Origin of the sequence: Pigmentibacter sp. JX0631 (assembly GCF_029873255.1) — a bacterium.
Taxonomy (GTDB): Bacteria; Bdellovibrionota_B; Oligoflexia; order Silvanigrellales; family Silvanigrellaceae; genus Silvanigrella.
Genome location: NZ_CP123622.1, coordinates 962501 through 982019, shown reverse-complemented (window position 1 = coordinate 982019; position 19519 = coordinate 962501). Strand labels below are relative to the sequence as shown.

Sequence of the window (19519 nt, the reverse complement as noted above, 5' to 3'; positions counted from 1 at the left end):
TGGAGAACACTCCCTAATTAAAAGAATTTTTTACAAAAAAGAAAAATTTGTAGATTGAAAGAATTTCATTTTTATTATAATCAGTTATGAAAATTTATCTTAAAAAAAAAGATAAGTAATTTTTCAGCAATTCAAATTTAAGAAAATTAAAAATGGAGAAAATTGTGAAATATTTTGGTTTCTTAACTTATCTGTTTTTTGCAATAATTATTTCTACTAGTTGTCGTAATAATTCCGATTCAGAGAAAAATATTTTATTAGAAGAAGGAATCTACCCAAAAATAAGTATAAATAAAAATTATAGTTCCATTGGTAATAATGAAATTTCGGAAGTTATTGCAAAAGGAAAATATATTAATTGCTTTGGTCGGAAAAATGATGAAATTTGGCAAATTAACAATTTTTCAGAGGGAATAGAAAATCAATTATTTTTAAAAAAAGATGACATAAAATGCAATTTAAATTTAATATATTTAGAAATTAATACTAAGAATAATGAAAAATTTTCTTTTTCGAATGAAATTGGAATTGATATTCCGATTGATAACTATGATTCTAAAATATTGCAATTAATTAGAAGTACTAATACATTAAATACAAATTATAGTACTCAATATTTTTTTAAAATTAAGAAGCTAATTTCTCATAATATAGAAATTATTTTCAGCAATATAGAAGAAAAATTAAATGAGAAAAATTTTTACAGTAGTGTTTTTTCCCTAGAAATATCCCCAAATTTACAAAATAAATTTAAAGTTAATCAATTTTATTCAGAGACTATTGAGCTTAAAAATAATGGAACTTCACCTGTAAAAATAGAAAATTTTTTGAATGAATTTATGACTGATGAAAATTGCTTAAATAAAATATTGCAAGTAAATGAAACTTGTCAAGCTAAATTATTTTTACCTCACACGAGTATTTCGAAAAGAAATTTTTCATTAGGAGTAGAATTTAAATATCCACATGCAGAAGCAGAAACAAAAGAATTTAAGAAAGATCTAGAATTATTATTAGACAATAATTCAAATTCAGTCTCTAATTCAAATGATTTTAATGAATTATCAATATTCAGGGTTTTTAAACACGAAAATTTACTTTTTGTAGCTGTGAATAGTGCGGATAAAGAATCTTTGTATGTATCAAAAAATGGAGTAAATGGTCAATTTAATGCGGTAAATGGGATTCCTAAAGGAATTGAAATTAGAGGACTTACGGTTCATAATGATAAAATTTATGTCGTAGCATTTAAACATAATAAGGAAAGTAAAAAAGGGGGGGTATATTTTGCTGATTTAAACAATCCTTCTGTATTTAAGAAAATTGAAAAAAAACTTAATATTAAAAACTCAATAATAACTGTGGATGATTTTGTTAGTATAGCTAATAATGGTAGAAAAGTATATTTGGCCACAAAGCAAAATGGCCTTTTTAGTATTGATAATAACAATATTAATTTACAAAGTATTCCTGTTAAAATAAATGGATATAATTTTAGAATTTTTCAAGACATATTTGCAGAAAAAAATAATATTTTTGCTGTACGTGGTAAAGATATTTTTTATTCAAAAAATGGCGGTCAAAATTTTATTCAAATAGCAACGGATATTCCAATAGTTGGAAGGAATATTTCACAAAACGAAATAAAAAGTTTGTACACATATGAAGGAAGAGTTGTTTTAGGAACAAACTCGGGATTGTTTTTCTCAAAATCAACTGCCGTTGGAAGTGATTATGAAAATGTTCTTTTAGATGGATTTGTTGAGGATCTATCTTTTAAGAACAATGATATTTATGACATGAAATTGTTTGGAGACTCTTTATATATCGCTGCAATGTGTTTTGTTAATAATAACACAAAAGAAAATGGGATAAATTGTACAAAAGAAAATGGGATATATACAAAAAAATTCAGTTTAAGTAGTGAAGTAACCCCTCTTTTTAAAAAGGATCCTACGGGGGCATCAAGTTTTTTAGGAGTTTTAGTTACTCAAGATGACATTATTGCAGCCACAAACATGGGTTTTAAATATTTAAATTCATTTTATCCAAAAAAACTTGAAATGAATTCTGTACTTAAAATATTTAAGGCAAAAGATAAAATATATATTTTGAAATCGGGACAAGAAAAAGGGCTATTTGTGGCGAAGAATTTTGGAAAAGATGAATTTACAAAAATTCCAGTAGCAATTTTTACTGAAAATAATGATGAAATTAGTTTTGACGAAAATAATGTTATAGCATTAACCGAAGTAAATAGTAGTATTTGTTTATTAATTAGAAGTAATGTTAATTCAAGAGGATTATATTGTTCTAAAAATGGGGAAAAACTAAATTTTTATTTGCAAAATAAATTTTCTAATTTTTCAATGGTGGGTTTGGAAAATGTGAATAATAACTTAGTAGTCTTTTCTAATAAAAATATTTTATTAGCCACTTTTAGTCCACAAAACTCATTAAAATTAGCTGTTATCCATTACGCTTCACAATCTGATTACAATTTTTCTTCTGTTGAAAATATTCAATCTGTTAAATTTATCAATAAAAAATTGTTTTTATTGACTGAGAAATCTCTGTATTATAGTGAGATGGATGGTGTCGGAAATTGGGAAAGTAATATCGCTATAAAATTTAAAAAAATTGCTTTAAATATCCCTGTAAATATTAATTTAAAAAATATCTATTTTTATAATAATTATGTCTTATTTAGCACTAGCCATGGGTTGTATGCTTCTACGAATGGTTTAAATGGTGTATTTAAAAAAAGTAGTGCATTTAATGATAATGCTATAGATAATTTAGAAGGTTTCTTCCATTATTCCTATATTATAAAAAATGAAAACATGTTTTTGTTGTCCCTAAATGAAGATTTAAATTTTAATAAATTTGTTAAGAATAATGAAAAATTAATTAAAGTAATTGAAGGAAATAATTACTATTATATTATTTCTGAAAATGAAATTAGAAAAAAGAAAAGTTTAAGTCTTGTTAGTTCTGTACTTCTTCCGCTTTCTAATTCAACCGATCAAAGTAATTTCCTTGATGGTATTTTTTATCAAGGAAACATGTATTTTCTTTCTAGTAATTTTATTTATAAAGAAAATTCATCGACTTTACGCCTAGAACAAATCAGTTATAATGATTCTTCATTAAAGAAGTTTTTTATTTTTGATAATGAATTGTACATAAAAGGTAGAAGCGGCATTTTTAAATTCAAGAATGGAAATTTTGTAAAAAATTACGATTTTTCTTTTGAATATTTTTCTACAAATTTAAATAATATTTACTTCACAATAAATAATGAAATTTATTTTACAAAAGATTTAATAAACTTTGATAAACAGCCTATAAAATTAGATGGATTAACAATTTCTGCAATTGATTTTACTGAAAATAAATTATTTATCGGAACAAATAAAGGACTGCATATATATAATCGTACTGCCAATAAAATAAATTCAAGATTGATTGAAAGTGCAATAAAATCTGTCAAAGTTATTGGAAATTCTCTATTTGTTGTGACTACGCAAAAAGTGTTTGTTTCCAAAGATTTTGGCAATTCATTTACTGAGCTAACAATTAATTTAGACAGGACATCTAATGCGGAACTTGAAGATATTAATTTTTCATTAGCGAGTGAAAAATTAAACCTATCGGGTACTGTTATGTCTTCTAATGGATACTATATTGCGAATTAAAAAAAGTTATTTATTTAATTCTATTTTATATTGATCTAAAGCAAATTTATTCAGGTAATTATTGTTTTTTATTTCGTTTATTGTATTACGGGTTGATTTTATTTCGTTTTCTAAAGATTTTGAATTCAGAGTTTTTAAATTGGGATTTAACATGGGATCATTTTCTTTCATCCAATTTAAAACCAGATCCCGAATACCAAAGTTTTGAGAATCAGCCATAAGTTTAGAATATTCTCCATCTAGCATACTTTGGAAAATATCATGGGCGTTACTTTCATCCTCTGGCTTTGCAGTTTGGCGCATGCTTTTAATCATCATGTCTAGATAGATACTTTCAAATTCCTTTGCTACATTTTGCGCCTCTTTTAATTTTTCAATTTTTTTCTTTTCAAATTCAGAAAGAGGTTTTTCATTACTAATTTCATTAGTAGAAAGTTCATTTGAATTATATTTCGTAGCAGAATCCATTAAATTTATTCGCATGCCTCATTCCTTTATAAAATCTTTATTTTAGCTCTTAAGGCTTTGGAACTTTCTAAAGTCTGAAGAATAGAAACAACATCTTTTGGGCCTGCGCCTAAGGTATTTAAGGCTCTCACTAATTCGCCAACAGTCGTTGTTAAGGGAAGATCAGCTACTTTACTTGATTTTTTTCCAACTATAATTTCAAGTCTTCCATGGCTAATAGCAACAGGTTCTAAAATAACATTATTTCCAGCTATAATTGTTCCTGTTCTTTCATTAATTACAATTTGCGCAACAGAATCAGGAACGACTTTTAATTGTTCAAGAATTGCTACAAAAGTAACAGGATTAAAGCTTGGATTATTTCTTGTAACAGTTCTTGGAAGTTTTACAGAAATCAATCCACTGTTAACAGGGTCTGCTATGAAATCATTAAAATAATCATTTAGAACTTTTGCTATTCTACTTGCAGTTGTAAAATCAGCATTAATTAAACTTAATTCTATTTTATTATTATTAATAAAAGTAGCGGGAAATTCTTTTTCCACAATACCATTTAAAGCAAGAGAAACAGTTTTGGGTGCAGAGCTTTTTGCAGGTTGACCAGCACCTCCTTCGTTTCCTGCCATTGAAGTTCCCTGTGTTATACTTCCTTGTGCTGTCGCATATACTTGTCCATCAGCTGCTGTTAAGGTTGTTAATAATAAGGTACCACCTTCTAAACTGCTGCTATCTCCAATACTAGAAATTCGTACATCAATTTTATCACCTATTCTTGCAAAGGGAGGGAGTGATGCTGTAACGGCAACAACGGCTGTATTTTTTGTTATGACTTCGTTCGCTGTAACGCTCATGCCGAGTCTATTCAGGACGGAAGCAGCTGCTTTATTTGTAGCTACACTGGCTTTACTGTCACCAGTACCCTGTAAACCTACTACAAGACCTAACCCAGTGAGTGAATTGCCTCGAACTCCTCTAATTTCTACTAAATCTTTAATTCGAATACCTGCTTCTTTTTCTTGGGCAAAACATTGAGCAGAATTAGACAATAATGTAACAAAAAGAAGTTTGCTGATAAAAATTTTTAATTTAAGTATTTTTAACAAGTAAACCTCCTTTTTTATTTCTTACTTTTTTCCATTTCCTTGGCCAGAAGCATTTTTATTATTACTAGAGTTTCCACTGTTTCCACTGGCTGCATTTTGTTTATTATTTCCTCCGTTACCTTTCTTATCTTTTCCGTTTCCATCTTCTTCAGGAGGATCCATAATTGTTGCGGAATCTAGTAATTGCCTAGCTTGAGCTGCTTCTGCATTTAATCTATTTCTATCTTTCTTTAATCTATCAGCTTCTTCTGTGATTGATTTTTGTTGATCTTTTAAAGCTTTTTGTTGAACTTCTAACTCCTTTTTTTGGCCATCAAGCGCAGCAATGCCAGCATTTAAATCAGGAGCATATCCTGAAAGTTGTCTGGATACGGTTAAATCCCAACCTGCAGCAGCATATTCTGAAACCATTCCATTATTATTATTCGTAATAGCTACTTGTGTGAGATCTTTAGCCTCGATTTCAAATTTATTTAAATTTCTTTGCGGCATTTTTGCCATGATCATGATATTTTTTTGTTCACCAGATTCACTGACATAATTTTTTGTTCCACGCAGATAGACATCTCCACCGGGTTCAAATCCGACTACTTCAAACTTCAATGTTTTTATTGGATCATACTTTTGATTTGAATTATTGTTTCCTGCTTGTTCCTGCGGTTTAAATTGCAGATCTTCAGGAATGTTAACTGTTACTATTTCTCCCGTACGAGTTGGTTGATATTCGGTTGCAAGAGATTTTGGCTGGCTAGAATCAGCCCAAATGCTTCCGGTAGTAGAACCTGGTTCTTTCATTTTTATTTGCATTTTTTCACGTTTAATAAAGAAACGTTCTTGTTCCTTTTCTTGGGAAAGTTGATTTTTTTGATTATTTAATTCGACCGCTTTAGATAAAGGCAAAGGTAAATCTTGGGTTGAAGGAATGATCTGCGCAGAAGCTTTGTTGCAACTGGCAAAAAAAATAATTAGTGCAAGAACAACAAAAAGTATTGTAAATCTTACAACAAATTTTTTAGAAGTTGGTTCGGGGATGTTATCTAGGGCGTGCGACATTTTTTTAGTTGTGCTGTTACCTTTGTCAATTGCATACTCTATTGAATTTAGGTATTTATCTACCGTTGTAAACCAAAGATCTTTTTTTTCTTGTTTCGTTTTTGCTTTATATTTATGTGGCTTTGTTTGTAACTCATGAAAAATTTTATTTAAATTTGATTCAACATAACCATCTTCTTCGCGCAAATTAATTTCATCAAAAATATGTTGATATTTTTGGTATTTATTGTTTGACTGCATATTTAACCTCACCAGGAGCTACCACAGTTCCTTCAATAATTCCAGCGGGTTGTGAAACTGAACTATTGTCAAACCAGTTGCTTATTTGAACACGAATAGTCTCACCAAGTCCACCATTAGTAAGAGATTTTCCATAAGTCTGAATAGTTAGGTTATCTGTAGGAGAATAAATAATTTTTATTTTTTCTCCTGAATGAACAAGAATTTCCTGTGACAAAGTTAGTATATCAATTTCTTTTCCTTGTCTAATTGGTGTGTTTGTCCTTTTATTGGTTACTTTAATTAGATTTGATTGAGCGTCTGATTTATTTAAAAAATAATTTTTGGGATTGCATTTTAAATCATCAGTATTGCATTGAGATATTTCTAAATCTTTATCAGTTAGAATGTTATTTATTAATAAATTACTTTTAGCAGAAATAAAGAAAATTATTTTTTTTTCGGTTATTTCAAGACGCCAAGTTGTTTTTTGATTTTTTTCATTTCTTAGATCAAAAACATATTGATTAGTAAAAGCATTTTTTGTTTTATTGACTGATGAATGGATTATTTCATAGTCATGACCGACTTCTACGTTACATTGTATACAACGAACTATGTAATTAATATCTTTTTCATTTTCTGTTTTTTGGTGATTAGAATTATCCACAATGATATTGTCATCTTTTTTTAAATTTTTCATGAATTGCACAATAAGATCTTTTTGGATTTCAGCAATACTATCTGCTTTTGCAAGATTTTTATATTCAACATAAATAGAAGGTAACGCAGATAACATTTTTACTATCCATTATTTCATTTGATTAGTTGAAGATAGCATTTCATCCCCAGTTTTGATTACTTTACTGTTTAGTTCATAAGCTCTTTGACCAACAATAAGTTGAACCATTTCTTCAACAATATTAACGTTACTGGTTTCAAGTTCTCCTTGATCGATATTTCCAATTCCATTTTCTCCAGGAATTGCTACAATAGGTTCACCTGAGGATGGTGTTACTGTATACAAATTTCGACCCATTGAATTTAATCCAGCAGGATTTATAAAATTCGCTAACAAAATTTGTCCTAAATTTCTTGGTTCTTGTTCACCACTCACTTTTGCTGATACCAAACCATCTAAGCCAATAGTTAAATGGAGGGTATTAGGTGGAATCACAATTTCAGGGATGAGTGGTAGACCTTCTGAAGTAACAATTCTACCATCAGCACTTCTTCTAAAAGTTCCATCTCTTGTGTAACCAATGGTTCCATCAGATAGTTGAATTCGAAAAAAACCCTTCCCCATAATGGCCATGTCTGTATCTTTGTTTGTAATTTTAATAGCACCTTCATCAAACGATTTTTCTACAGAAACTATCTTAGAACCATTTCCAATTTGGATTCCACTTGGAGCTATCACACCTGTCGTAGTCTGGAGTCCAGGAGCTCTGATATTTTGATAGAGCAAATCATGAAAATACGCTTTACTTGCTTTAAAACCAATAGTGTTCACGTTAGCCATATTGTTCGAGAGAGTATCTATTAGGCGTTGCTGGGAATCCATTCCTGTTGCGGCTGTATTTAAACTCCGAAGCATATGACCTCCTTTTGAGCATCCAAAGAAGAATAAAATTCTTTTTGTAGGATAAATTGTTTTGGAAGAAAAGTTGTGTGAAAACATTGCAGCTATCTGAAAATCTATAGGAAATTTTGAAGCAAGGGGTAATTACAAATGTTTCAAGAACGTGCTGAAAACATAAAAAGTTTCGATGGAAATGAATTATTTTTTAGAGTTTATACTCCGTCAAAAAATACTGTTACTGAGTCAAAATTGAATGGTGTTGTTCTTGCCGTACATGGATTTGGTGAGCACAGCGGCAGATATGCACATGTTGCAAAAGCTATTTGTTCACAAAATCTTGCCTTTGCTATCTTTGACATAAGGGGGCACGGAAAGTCAGGTCCGAAACGGGGTGACGCTGAAAATTTACACGCAATGGTTCTTGATGTTATTTTTATGACCAATCACGTGAAACAATTACTAGGTTTAACTAAACAAAAAGATTCTTTTTTTGGAATAATGGGGCACAGTTTTGGGTCTCTTTTAGTCACTTATGCCGCTGCCCATCTGGCGGATTCTTGCCCGCCCGTTTTTTTAAGTTCACCTTGTTATGCTATTAAAAAATCTATTCCAGGTTGGAAAAAGTTTCTCGCTAATAGCGTGGCAAAATATTTACCGCAATTAACTGCTCCGATAGGCATACCTTCAGATGACTTATCAAATAATCCTGAAAATAATATTGCTGCTGAAGAAGATACTCTGCGGTTAACAACCATAACAGCTCGCATGGGGAATACATTTTTAGGTGCTGTGGAAGAAAAAAAAATAATTCAAGCAATACGACTAATTAGCGCCCCTGTTACAATAGTTGCGGCAGAGGATGACAAATTAGTAAAAGTTGATGTAACTAAAAAATGCGTGCCTTATTTTTCGCATAATGATAGTTCTTTAAGAGTGTTGCAAGGAGCTGGGCATGAAATTTTTAATGAAATTGATCCAATACGGAACGAAGCATTAGCAGATTTACTTCATTGGACCCAAAGAAAGTATGAACTAAAATTGGAATAATAAAATGATTCGAATAGAAAACTTAAGTAAAGCATATGGCAGTAAAATACTATTTAGTCAGTCTTCATATCACTTTCCTGAAGGAGAGCGAATTGCTTTAGTTGGACCAAATGGTGCTGGTAAATCAACTTTGCTAAATATACTTTGTAGTATTGAAGAACCTGATGATGGACAAATTCTAAAACCAGCTAAAATGAATTTAGGTTATTTGCCCCAAGAACCTAATCAGAATCCAAAAGATACAGTCCTAGAAGAATGTATGGATGGTGCTTTAAAGTTAAAAAAATTAAAACACGATTTAGATCTTATTTTATTAGAAATGGAAAATAATTATAGCGAAGATGTGCATAAAAAATTTGAAAAAATAGAAGATGCTTTTCGAGAAGCAGGAGGCTACGCTCTTGAAGCCAGAGCGAAAGGAATTTTAGTTGGCTTAGGGTTTCTTGGAAATCAACTCCATAAAAGTCCTAAACAGCTTTCAGGTGGATGGCGCATGCGTCTTGAGCTTGCAAAAGTCTTTTTAAATGATCCAGATTTTTTGGTTCTCGATGAGCCTACAAATCACCTAGATTTACCAAGTCTTATATGGGTAGAAAAGTTTTTGCAAAGTTTTGCCGGAACCCTTCTTTTTGTCTCCCATGATAGAGCCTTATTAAACAGATTATCAACAATTACTTTACATTTATTCAACGGAAAATTTACTCCTTATAAAGGAAATTTTGATTCATTTCTTGAACAAAGAGAGCAACGACTCGAACTTGAAACAGCAGCATATGAACGCCATAAAAAACGAGCAGATGAAATTCAACGGTTTGTCGATAGATTTAAAGCAAAAGCTTCTAAAGCAAAACAAGCTCAAAGCCGGATGAAAATGCTTGAAAGAATGAAAGAAGTAGAAGGTAGCTTTGATATAGATAATTCTGTTGATGAAATTTCTTTTTCTTTACCCAAGGTAACGCAAAGTGGGAAAGAAGTTTTAAAAGTTGAAAAAATGAGTATTGGTTATCAGTCTATTCTTTCAAAACATATAGAATTAAATGTTTTGCGTGGTCAGAAAATTGCAATTATTGGTCCAAATGGTATTGGAAAATCAACTTTTCTTAAAACATTATCAAATGTAATAAACCCTTTAGAAGGAGAATTTACATTAGGTCATAATGTTTCTTTAGCTTTTTTTGCGCAAGACCAATTAGACACTTTAGACGAGAATAAAACTATTTTAGATAATGTTTTAAGTGTTTCTGATAATATTGGTGAGAAAAAAGCAAGAAGTGTTTTAGGAAGCTTTTTATTTCGTGGTGATGATGTTTTTAAATATGTGAAAGTTCTTTCAGGTGGCGAAAAAAGTAGAGTTGGATTAGCCTGTCTATTATTAAAAAATGCAAATTTCTTATTGCTTGATGAACCCACAAACCACTTAGACATGTCAAGCGCTGAAATACTAGCTGATGCAATTGATGAATATGAAGGAACCGTATTATTTGTCAGCCATGACAGAAATTTTATTGATTCTATTTGTACACATGTTTTTGCCATGACCAATGATGGGCGTTTTGCTTTATTTGAAGGAAAACTCGAAGACTATGAACGTCTTGCTCCCTTATCAGGATTTCCAGATATTTTGAGTCCTGATAGAAGTATGGAAATGGCGAAATTAATTGATGAGCCCGTTGAGAATACAAAAGTTACGAATAATGCAAAAGATAATGAGATTGATAGTAAAAAAGAAATTCAAAAGTTGGAAAAATCAAAAGAAAAAATTGAACTTGAAATTTATCAAATTTCTGAAAAAATAAAAGAAATCGATGCACAAATGCACCAGCTTGATCCTAGTGACTATAAAAAAATGAGTGAATTAGAAAAATCTTTGCAAGTAAATAAGAAAAAACTTTTCGATAATGAAGAATTATGGTTAGAAATTGAAGCTAAAATTGTAAAGAAATAAAATCAAGCCGCTTCTTTATTGAACTTACAGACAAGGAAAGTAACATCATCATCTAATTTTTTGTAAGAAGTAAATTCTCTAAAATCGTGCATAATATTTTCTTTTATAATTGAAGCTTCACTTTCTGAATAACGTTGTAAGGCATTTTTAAGCCTTTTTTCACTAAATTCTTCCCCTTCTGAGTTAACGGCTTCAATTAATCCATCTGAGAAAATAAATAGTATATCACCTGATTCTAGTTGAATTCTTTTTAGTGCGTATGAATAAGGATTTTCTGTTTCTTTATTGTTAACTAATTCATAGCCTAATGGACGACCTTGAGCGACAAGTTTTTCTACAGATTTTTTCTCATTATTTCTTTTGATTAACATTGGGAAATTATGCGCAGCATTTGAAAACTCTATGACACCATTATTTGGGTCTAAAATTGCCGAAAACATTGTCATTACTTTGCTGCCGTCACCACTCGAACGAATTACGGAATCCAATTGTGCCAGAATTTCATTCGCTGTAATATTTGGTTGAATATGAATTGAGTCACAATATCCTTTCACGACTGCGGTTAAAATTGCACTTGCAGTTCCATGTCCTGTTACGTCACCAAGCAGTAATAAGAGTTTATTGTTTGGTAAAATATAATAATTCCACCAATCTCCCGCACACTCCGTTGCAGCTTCAAAATGATTTGCAATTTCAAAAAAACCAACTCTTCTATATTCAAATTTTGGCATGAGATTGTTTTGAACCAAGCGAGCAGTTTCTTGCTCACTGACGAGTCTTTGTTGTTCTTTTTGTTCAGCAACAAAACGAATGTTATCGAGAGCATTTGTAATACTGATTTGCAAAGCTAATATTGCATTATAAATTGATTGAGCTGCAGTAAAGGAAAACAGATGAACAGCTCTTAGATCATCAATTTGTAAAATAACACAATTACGTCCAGCACTATCTTTTATTACAAAGCGTTTTTTATTTGGTGGTTCTTTTAATTCTTCTGCAAAGCGAATAAAGTTTCTTTGTCCTGATTTTATCATCTCATGATATCCTTCTACTTGATCCGAAGCGAGCATAGAATAGATAACAAAGACTTCAATGTGCAGATTAATTTTTGCAATTTTTTGTAAAGATTCAGCTATTTGAATTGCAACATCACTAATATCAAATTTACTAGAGATCTTAATTCCTTCTTCAGCAAGTAATTTTAAATTTTCTTGATTTATTTCTATTTGACTAATCATAATATTAAAGTTTTTTACTAAATCAACCATTTCATCTTTGCTGCGTTTTGGCTCTTCAATACGAGTAAAAGTACCCCTTGTTATATCAAGGCTTGCTTGACTTAATTTTAAAATATTATTTATCAATGATTGTCTCAGTAAAAATCCAATTGATACAACGAGCATTATGGTAACACAAAGAGCTAAAATGACCACTCCTCGAACCATAGATTGAACTGCAACAGCAATATTATCTGTTGAATAGTCTAACACAAAGTAACCAATAATCGATGAACTAGTGCTTGTCCCTTTCTTATGTAGCATAGCACCAATAATTCTAGAGGTATCTTTCATTATGTTATCTTGATAGATAAAAAATTCTTCATTAGATAAAGATTTTTTATCTAACTGCATTTTAAATTCTGGTGTGATAATATTACCTGATTCACTCATTTTAGTATCTTTAATATTTGAAATCTTTCCTGTTTTCTTGTCTTTATATAAATACGTAACTAGAACTGAATCAGCATCATAAATATAAATTTTATTAGCATAATTATTTTCTATTATATTAGTTAATGTTTCTTTAATACCTGTAATATCGAATTCCCAAAGATAGCGAGTAATTGTAGGTAAGAATAGAGAGTAAATTAGTTTATGTGAACGAAATGCCTCTTCTTCAAGATTTTTTTGTAGCATATAAATAGCTAAACTAGTAAACATGATCATCACTACGACAACCGAAGCGAGTAACCAAGAAAGAATTTTTGCCGTTAGCCTCATAAAAACTCCAAAAATCTTTAGAAATCAAAAAAACTATGCTGCAATATCTGGTGGAGTTGGATCATCATCTGGAACGTTATCATCAAGTTTTGTTTTTTCATTATTATAACTTTCTGTATTTCCTACCTGCTCCCACTTATATAAAACTCCAGGTTTTCCCTGGCACCAAAATTGCAACCCAACTGAAGTAAATGTATATTTCTCAAATGCTATTACTTTAGTTGTTCCATTAGCTAAATTTAATATTATTTTACTCCCAGATAACTTAATCTTAAGAACTCTTTCATGTTGTGTTCCTTCAAGCCATAGTAAAGTGCATTTAGAAGTTACAAGTTCCCTCAGTTTTTTTTGCAACGTAAAAAAAATCATAAAAAAGCCTCCATGGCATATCAGGAATACTTCTTGAATTCCTTCAGTAAGCCTGCTCTAGAAAAAACAGGTTGTACTTCCAATAAGCTTCGGTTTGCTTTTTAAAGCTTTAATGCAGCAAAATTTTCCTAATGTTAAAATATATTGAAATATAATTGATTGTAGGAAAATAAAATTAAATATTTTATAAAAAATAATTAAATTTCCAATGATATTTTTGCATTATAAATAGTTTGAGTTGGGGAGATTTGGGCTTCAACATCTAAAGCTAAGATTGTAATAATTTGAAAACCAATAATTCCATAAATTTCGTTCCATGAAGAGCTTTTTGTTAACGTTGAATTTCCAATTTTGAAAGTAGTAGAAGCGTTTGACCAATTGCTTCCTCCTCCAAAGTAGGGTTTTAAAATTGGAAGAGGAACGCCTAAAAGTAGTTCAGCATTAGTACTATTAGCGTCAAAAGGTGCAAATCCATTAATCTGAGTATATCCACCTCTTAATGCTAAAGAAATTGGTATTACTCTAGGGTTAGATAAAATAAATTGTCCCCCTATTCCATAAAACTCAATAGTACTTTGTGGAACCTTAGCATAGTTAACTGCTACATCAATTCCAAAAGGAATTCCAATTTTTCCAATAAATCTGGGAATTATAATGCTATTTGGAAAATTATTAGCTGAATCAGAATATTTATTTAAAGAATCTATCATTGATTGCGGAGGAGTAAAGTATGATATTCCTCCTCCTGCAGAAATTCCTAAAGGAATAATTTTTCCACTTGATGGAATTGGTGCAGACATAAATTGAAATCTTGTTGGATTAATTAAAGGCTTCACAATGTTTTCATAATCGCTATCAGGAATTTGGGATGAAGTAAATTTAAAATCAATATTATTATCAGCAAATACTGTTACATTAAAAAAAATATTAAAAATAAATAAATATTTATAATTTATAAGAATTTTTAACATATAAATTCCTTTCATTTTTAGGAAAAATATTATTACTTTGGGACAAATTTATCAAGAGTTTCTTTTAGAAGCTGAGTCGGAATCGGTTTTGTTAGAAATGCTTTAGAATATTTAGCTAATATATCAAGAATTGGTTTTGAAATATCATCTTCACTTGCACCAGTGATAAAAATAAATGGAATTTTAGAGTCTGATACTGTTAATGTTTTTAATAAATCTAATCCACTTTCTTGGCCAATAAAAAGATCAGAAATTATTAAATCAATTTTTTTACTATCTAAAAAATTAATTGCTTCAGAAATATTTTCAGCGACAAAAACATTATATCCCATCTTATTTACTTTTAAACTTAAGATTGTTCTAAGATCTTTTTCATCATCAATAATTAGTACTGTTTTTGAATTTTTTTCTGGTTCTGCCAATTTACCAATATGAAGTGGTTGGGGAACTTGATAACCTGTTTCACTTACTGATGAAACAACATCTGCGCACGGTAGAGTTATAGAAAAAACCGTTCCCCCAAAAGGTGCTTTAGCTGCACTGATAGAAGAATGAATTCTTTGCGCAATTTGTGAAGTAAAATGATAAACATAAGCTAAATCTGCTTGTGGAGTTTGTTTACTATACGTTAATGATGTGGGGTCAAAAGTTTCAGATTTATAAGGTTCATACCAAAAATAAAGCGAAATATTGTTTTTATATTTAGCATCATTAGTATTTTTATTTAACTCAATTTTTCCAAAACATTTCGGTTGCGCATTAGCTTTTGGAGGAAGCCATTCTCCTAATAATTTCCATAAATGTACCCAAATTTGTTCAAAAATAATATGATCAAAAGGTACCAACACGCTTGGTATATGCAGTGATGACCAATTTAATGTTTTGGGAGGCTGTTGGGTGAGTTCTTGAATATTTTTTACTACATCACGAATATTATATTCTTTAATAACAATTTTAGTTTTGCCTCTTAAGGAACGAATTCTATTTATAACTCCTGTCATATGTGAAGTATTTGCTAATAATTTATTTTGAATTGTTTTTAAATTATCTCGGCTTTCTTTAGCTGCTTCTGGAATTTGCGAATAAATATCATCAAGCATTTCGGTAAAACCTTGGACTTTTGCTAATGTGTTCATGAGTTCATGAAAACTCCAAACACTTAATTGCCCAATCGCAGAAAGTAAGGAGTGTAAATTTTGTTCATCTTCTTTAGGAATATTTTCAGTCTCTTGCGGAACAACAATAGCTTCATCTTGCGCTATGTTTTGGATAAGTTCTTTCAGTTGAGACATTTTGTCTTTTATGTTTTGTTTAAGTTCATCAGTTACTTTAACATTTTCAAGACGTATTGCTTCAAAATGAGGATCTATTTTTCCAGCTATAAAATCTGCTACTTGATTCTGATGGCAAGTAACAGAAAAATTTTTTAATGCGTTAGAAGCACGCGAAAAAGCATCTGTAAGCTCAGGTTTAGCACCTTCGCGTAATAAAACGTTTGCTATTCCATTCATTTCTTGAAGTTTTTGTAATGCGTTTTTAACAAATGCAGTTTGTATTTCTTTATCAGTATTTGAAGTAGGCATAAAAATAGACTCCTATAACTATAGAATGTCTAATTATAGCTACTTTTTAATTTATCTATGTGCCAATTTTACGTGTAGAGCAATTTGCTTTGTCTCCTGCTTCTAAGCCTTCATTTTCCAGTGAACCTGCGGCTAAATGGCGCGAGCGATAGGTCAGAAATGGATAAGTATCTTTCTGTCCTTTTGGAGCATATCCTACTATCTTTTTGCAGAAAAAAGCTGACAGAAATTTATTTATTTTATTAAATTCAATTTTAGCTTCTGCTGAAAAACTTAAATTGAGGCAGTTAATAATAATAGAATAAGGAGTATGCCATAACATTAAATTATTTTGTAATTTAGATTTTAATATTGCAAGATCTTCTTTAGTATTTAATTCAGTTTCAGATAAAAAACTTATTTCCATTACATGTGCGTTAAAATCATTATCAAATTGTATTTTACTTCTTAAATCAGTTACTTTTCTTTCTGGTGAATTTGCTCTTGCAAGGCCTGTTTGTGATGCAGCTTCTTCAAAACCTTCTATTTTATCGAAACTTACATTTACAGAAGGTGAATTTTTATCATAAAATCCAATTATTTTTCGCATGAAAAAATTTTTAAAGAACTTAATTAGTTTTTCAAATTCAAGTTCCAGTTCTGAATTAATTGTAAAATTTCTTAAATCAAACAAGCATGTATATGGTGAGTGCCAAGATTTTAAATTTTTAGACCAAGCATTTTTTAAGATATTTAAACTTTCTTCACTATTTATATGATAGCCATTTGGAAAGTAAATTACGACAACCTTTAGAGCAAAATGATTTTCAAATTCAATATTCTGAGTGTTGTCAGTATCAGCAGACATTTTAAAACTCCTAAGAAATACTATTAATGCAATTTAATATTTTGCAAAAAGATATCATAACATTTTGCAAAGATTGTTTTCTAACATACTATAGTAGTTTAAGTGAAGCGAGTATTGATTAGAGTGCTACACTAGCTTTTACTGAAAGGAGCATTATGAAAGCTTTATTTTTATTTTTTACGCAAGGAGAAGCTGGAGCTCCTGAATATTTAAGCAGGACAGGTGAGCAAGGAGCAGAAACTTTTGCTGAAACTATATCTACATTTATTTCTGAAAGTCTAAAAATTCCAATTAATACAAGCTATTCAGAAAGAGCAAAGTCTTTAAACGACGAAGTTATTTGGCGTTCATTTAAACAACAAAGCGACTTTTCTAACGCTATGAAAGCTTCTCTACAATTTTATTCTGAGGTATTAATAGTAGCTGGTAACGAAAATCGTACTTTAAAAACAGCAGAAACATTGGCAAAAACTTTAGCACTTCCTGTGTGTGTTGACAATAGAATAGATAAGTATAAAGAATCTAAACCATTTTCAGGTACTTTAACTACTTCTTTAATCGATTTAATTGGAAATTTTGAAGAAAGTCTTTGTCCTAAAATAGTGTTGGTTGGTACAGCAATGAAACCTCTCTTAGAATGGGTTGAGTCACATAAAAACCTAGATGAAGTTCAGCAATTTGCAGAAATTTTAAATATTTCTTCAGAAAATGACAGCATTCCAGCAGTGTTTATTGCTGGAATGAATAGAGATGATAACAATATTTCTTGGGTTATGGATTTACCAAAAATAATAAATTAGTGCCTAGTTATTTTAAGTACACCAATATTAAAATCTTTCTTTTCTGATTTTCCCTTTGCCAAATTTAAGATATTTTCTGCAAGCATATTTATTTGATCCATGCCCATATTTTGTTGCTGAACTGAAAAGTTAGTTGGCATATTTTTTGATTCTTTTTGCATTTTTCGCAACATAAATTTTACAGCAATGATTGCATAAAATCTAGGAACTATAAAGTGTGTATCTTTAGGGGTGCTGTTTAACATTTTATTCATTTCGTCTAAAATGTGTTTTGGAACATTTCTATTAAATCCTCTTGGAGTTAATTTTTTCCAATCGATTTCCATCCAAAATCCAGAACCGTTGAGCTTTTCAGGTACAATCGATTTATTTGCTGCATATTTTAATAGTAACAATGGAATAAACGAGGCAAGCCCATAGTAAGAATTTGTTCCAAATCCAAAGATCAATGAAATTAATGAATAAACCAAGTAATCCGCTGTGATTAATTTAAATGCTGCTTTTGGTACTTTCTGATAAAATTGAAAGAGAATGTAAATAATTGCAGTTAGTGAACCAATTATGATGAAAAGTATCCGAAAAATTAAAATTAAAGTATCCATGTTCCAACCAAGAAGTTTTTGTTAAGAAAAAAATTAAAATTTACATTAAGGTATTAAATTTTAATCATACTTGCAATGTCTGGGATTCATCCCAGCAAAGGTATAATTGAGGTATTTATGCTTTGCAACAGATTGAATATATATTTAGAATTACTAAGTAAAAAATTCTTCTTTTGCGAGAAGTCCTGCATTTGGGCTTTTTGCAATTATATTTTTACAAATTTGGATTGCGCCTAAAGCAAATAATTTTCGGCTGTGAGCGGAATGCTTTATTTCGAGCATCTCTGAGTCTTGGCTGAAATACAGAGTGTGCTCACCTATGACATTCCCAACTCGTGTCGATGAGATTCGTTCAAGAGGCAAATTCGCAGTGTTTGCAAGGCTAACTGCTGTTCCACTGGGCGCATCTTTCTTTTGGGTGTGGTGAATTTCATTCAATGCAAGATCAAAGCCTAATGAATGAGCCAATTCGCAGACAGTCATTCCATTAGATGTTTTAGCGTTTAAAATTTGATCAAATAGAAAAACTCCTTTAGAGAAATTTGAAACAAGGCAAATAGGAATTTCTTTAGAAAGATCTTTAATTTTTTCTTGTTGAGCATTTGTATGCCCCGTAGTTCCAATGACGATACCCTTCAATTTATTTTTAATCTCTGAATTGAGTTGTTTAACCTGCTCTATTAAATGTTCAGTTCCTGTTGGAAGACTTACATCCAAGATTATTGCATTTTCGGGTAGATTGCTGAAAAAATTTTGAAAATCTTTTTTTGTTGCAAGAATTTCTTTTGCAAGAGCGAATGTGGGAATATTTTCAGCGTTTAACTGATTATGTATAAGACTACCCAATCTTCCATTAGAACCTAGCAAAACAATATTCATGGTTTATCCTTAACTCTAAGACTGCACTACTAAACGTTAAGAACATTATATCGAATGCTACAAAATTCAAAGGAAAGTCTGTTGTTCATGTAACCATTTGTTTATAATGATATAAAAAAAAAATTAAAATTTTCGATTAAAAAATTTGACAAAATATTTTGGTTTCTGTAGCTACATCACTCACCAGACGGTTCTCCACGAGAGTGGAAGTCCTGAAACTGGTTAAGTTATTTGACAAGAGAAGAGAGCAGAAACAGAGTGCGGGAGCGTAGTGATTCGTATCGCAAGAGACGAGTTACAAGGTTCCTTCATAAAAGAAAGAACCGTCAAGGTAGAGTAAAAGCTACCATAAA

The 19519-nt window shown here is 30.4% G+C and carries 16 protein-coding genes; 4 read left to right on the top strand and 12 right to left on the bottom strand.

The window, feature by feature from the left end:
* The first annotated feature begins 164 nt into the window (after positions 1-164).
* On the top strand, positions 165-3698 hold the full coding sequence (locus QEJ31_RS04210; RefSeq protein WP_280592526.1) for a hypothetical protein: 3534 nt from the start codon (positions 165-167) through the stop codon (positions 3696-3698).
* Positions 3699-3704: 6 nt separating this feature from the next.
* On the opposite strand, the gene QEJ31_RS04205 is transcribed toward QEJ31_RS04210, so the two are convergent.
* The 5 genes from QEJ31_RS04205 to flgG are packed head-to-tail and all read right to left on the bottom strand — an operon-like array spanning position 3705 to position 8138.
* On the bottom strand, positions 3705-4181 hold the full coding sequence (locus QEJ31_RS04205) for a rod-binding protein (protein ID WP_280592525.1): 477 nt from the start codon (positions 4179-4181) through the stop codon (positions 3705-3707).
* An 11-nt stretch (positions 4182-4192) separates the two neighbouring features.
* A complete protein-coding gene (locus QEJ31_RS04200; RefSeq protein WP_280592523.1) occupies positions 4193-5269 on the bottom strand; it encodes a flagellar basal body P-ring protein FlgI in 1077 nt (358 codons plus the stop codon).
* A 21-nt stretch (positions 5270-5290) separates the two neighbouring features.
* Entirely contained in the window at positions 5291-6562 is a 1272-nt protein-coding gene (locus QEJ31_RS04195; protein WP_280592522.1) for a flagellar basal body L-ring protein FlgH, read from the bottom strand.
* Positions 6546-7340 carry a flagella basal body P-ring formation protein FlgA gene (locus QEJ31_RS04190; protein ID WP_280592521.1) on the bottom strand — a complete coding sequence of 265 codons (795 nt, stop codon included), beginning with the start codon at positions 7338-7340 and terminating at the stop codon, positions 6546-6548. Before QEJ31_RS04190 ends, QEJ31_RS04195 begins: the two co-directional genes overlap by 17 nt.
* 12 nt (positions 7341-7352) lie before the next feature.
* Positions 7353-8138 carry a flagellar basal-body rod protein FlgG gene (gene flgG / locus QEJ31_RS04185; protein ID WP_280592520.1) on the bottom strand — a complete coding sequence of 262 codons (786 nt, stop codon included), beginning with the start codon at positions 8136-8138 and terminating at the stop codon, positions 7353-7355.
* Positions 8139-8273: 135 nt separating this feature from the next.
* Between flgG and QEJ31_RS04180 the strand changes: the two genes are divergently transcribed.
* Together QEJ31_RS04180 and QEJ31_RS04175 are read left to right on the top strand one after the other, a co-directional pair.
* A complete protein-coding gene (locus QEJ31_RS04180) occupies positions 8274-9170 on the top strand; it encodes an alpha/beta fold hydrolase (RefSeq protein ID WP_280592519.1) in 897 nt (298 codons plus the stop codon).
* 4 nt (positions 9171-9174) lie between these two features.
* Positions 9175-11115, top strand: a complete 1941-nt coding sequence (locus tag QEJ31_RS04175) for an ABC-F family ATP-binding cassette domain-containing protein (protein WP_280592518.1) — start codon at positions 9175-9177, stop codon at positions 11113-11115.
* A 2-nt stretch (positions 11116-11117) separates the two neighbouring features.
* Here QEJ31_RS04175 and QEJ31_RS04170 read toward each other — a convergent pair whose 3' ends face one another.
* From QEJ31_RS04170 to QEJ31_RS04150, 5 genes are all read right to left on the bottom strand, one after another.
* Positions 11118-13115: a PP2C family protein-serine/threonine phosphatase gene (locus tag QEJ31_RS04170; RefSeq protein ID WP_280592517.1), complete on the bottom strand. Its 1998-nt coding sequence runs from the start codon at positions 13113-13115 to the stop codon at positions 11118-11120.
* Between the two features lie 33 nt (positions 13116-13148).
* Positions 13149-13484, bottom strand: coding sequence for a hypothetical protein (locus QEJ31_RS04165; protein WP_280592516.1), 336 nt, complete (start codon positions 13482-13484; stop codon positions 13149-13151).
* 197 nt (positions 13485-13681) lie between these two features.
* Complete coding sequence (locus QEJ31_RS04160; protein WP_280592515.1) at positions 13682-14455, bottom strand: DUF6588 family protein; 774 nt, start codon at positions 14453-14455, stop codon at positions 13682-13684.
* A 32-nt stretch (positions 14456-14487) separates the two neighbouring features.
* Positions 14488-16038 (bottom strand): response regulator, encoded by a 1551-nt coding sequence (locus tag QEJ31_RS04155; RefSeq protein ID WP_280592514.1) that lies wholly within the window; start codon positions 16036-16038, stop codon positions 14488-14490.
* Between the two features lie 55 nt (positions 16039-16093).
* Positions 16094-16885 carry a hypothetical protein gene (locus tag QEJ31_RS04150; protein ID WP_280592513.1) on the bottom strand — a complete coding sequence of 264 codons (792 nt, stop codon included), beginning with the start codon at positions 16883-16885 and terminating at the stop codon, positions 16094-16096.
* A gap of 155 nt (positions 16886-17040) precedes the next feature.
* Here QEJ31_RS04150 and QEJ31_RS04145 point away from each other — a divergent pair, with 155 nt between their 5' ends.
* On the top strand, positions 17041-17685 hold the full coding sequence (locus tag QEJ31_RS04145) for a hypothetical protein (RefSeq protein WP_280592512.1): 645 nt from the start codon (positions 17041-17043) through the stop codon (positions 17683-17685).
* On the opposite strand, the gene QEJ31_RS04140 is transcribed toward QEJ31_RS04145, so the two are convergent.
* Complete coding sequence (locus QEJ31_RS04140; protein WP_280592511.1) at positions 17682-18287, bottom strand: hypothetical protein; 606 nt, start codon at positions 18285-18287, stop codon at positions 17682-17684. The two genes, QEJ31_RS04145 and QEJ31_RS04140, sit on opposite strands and share 4 nt — an antisense overlap.
* 153 nt (positions 18288-18440) lie before the next feature.
* Positions 18441-19166 (bottom strand): dihydrodipicolinate reductase C-terminal domain-containing protein, encoded by a 726-nt coding sequence (locus QEJ31_RS04135; protein ID WP_280592510.1) that lies wholly within the window; start codon positions 19164-19166, stop codon positions 18441-18443.
* Positions 19167-19519 lie beyond the last annotated feature (353 nt).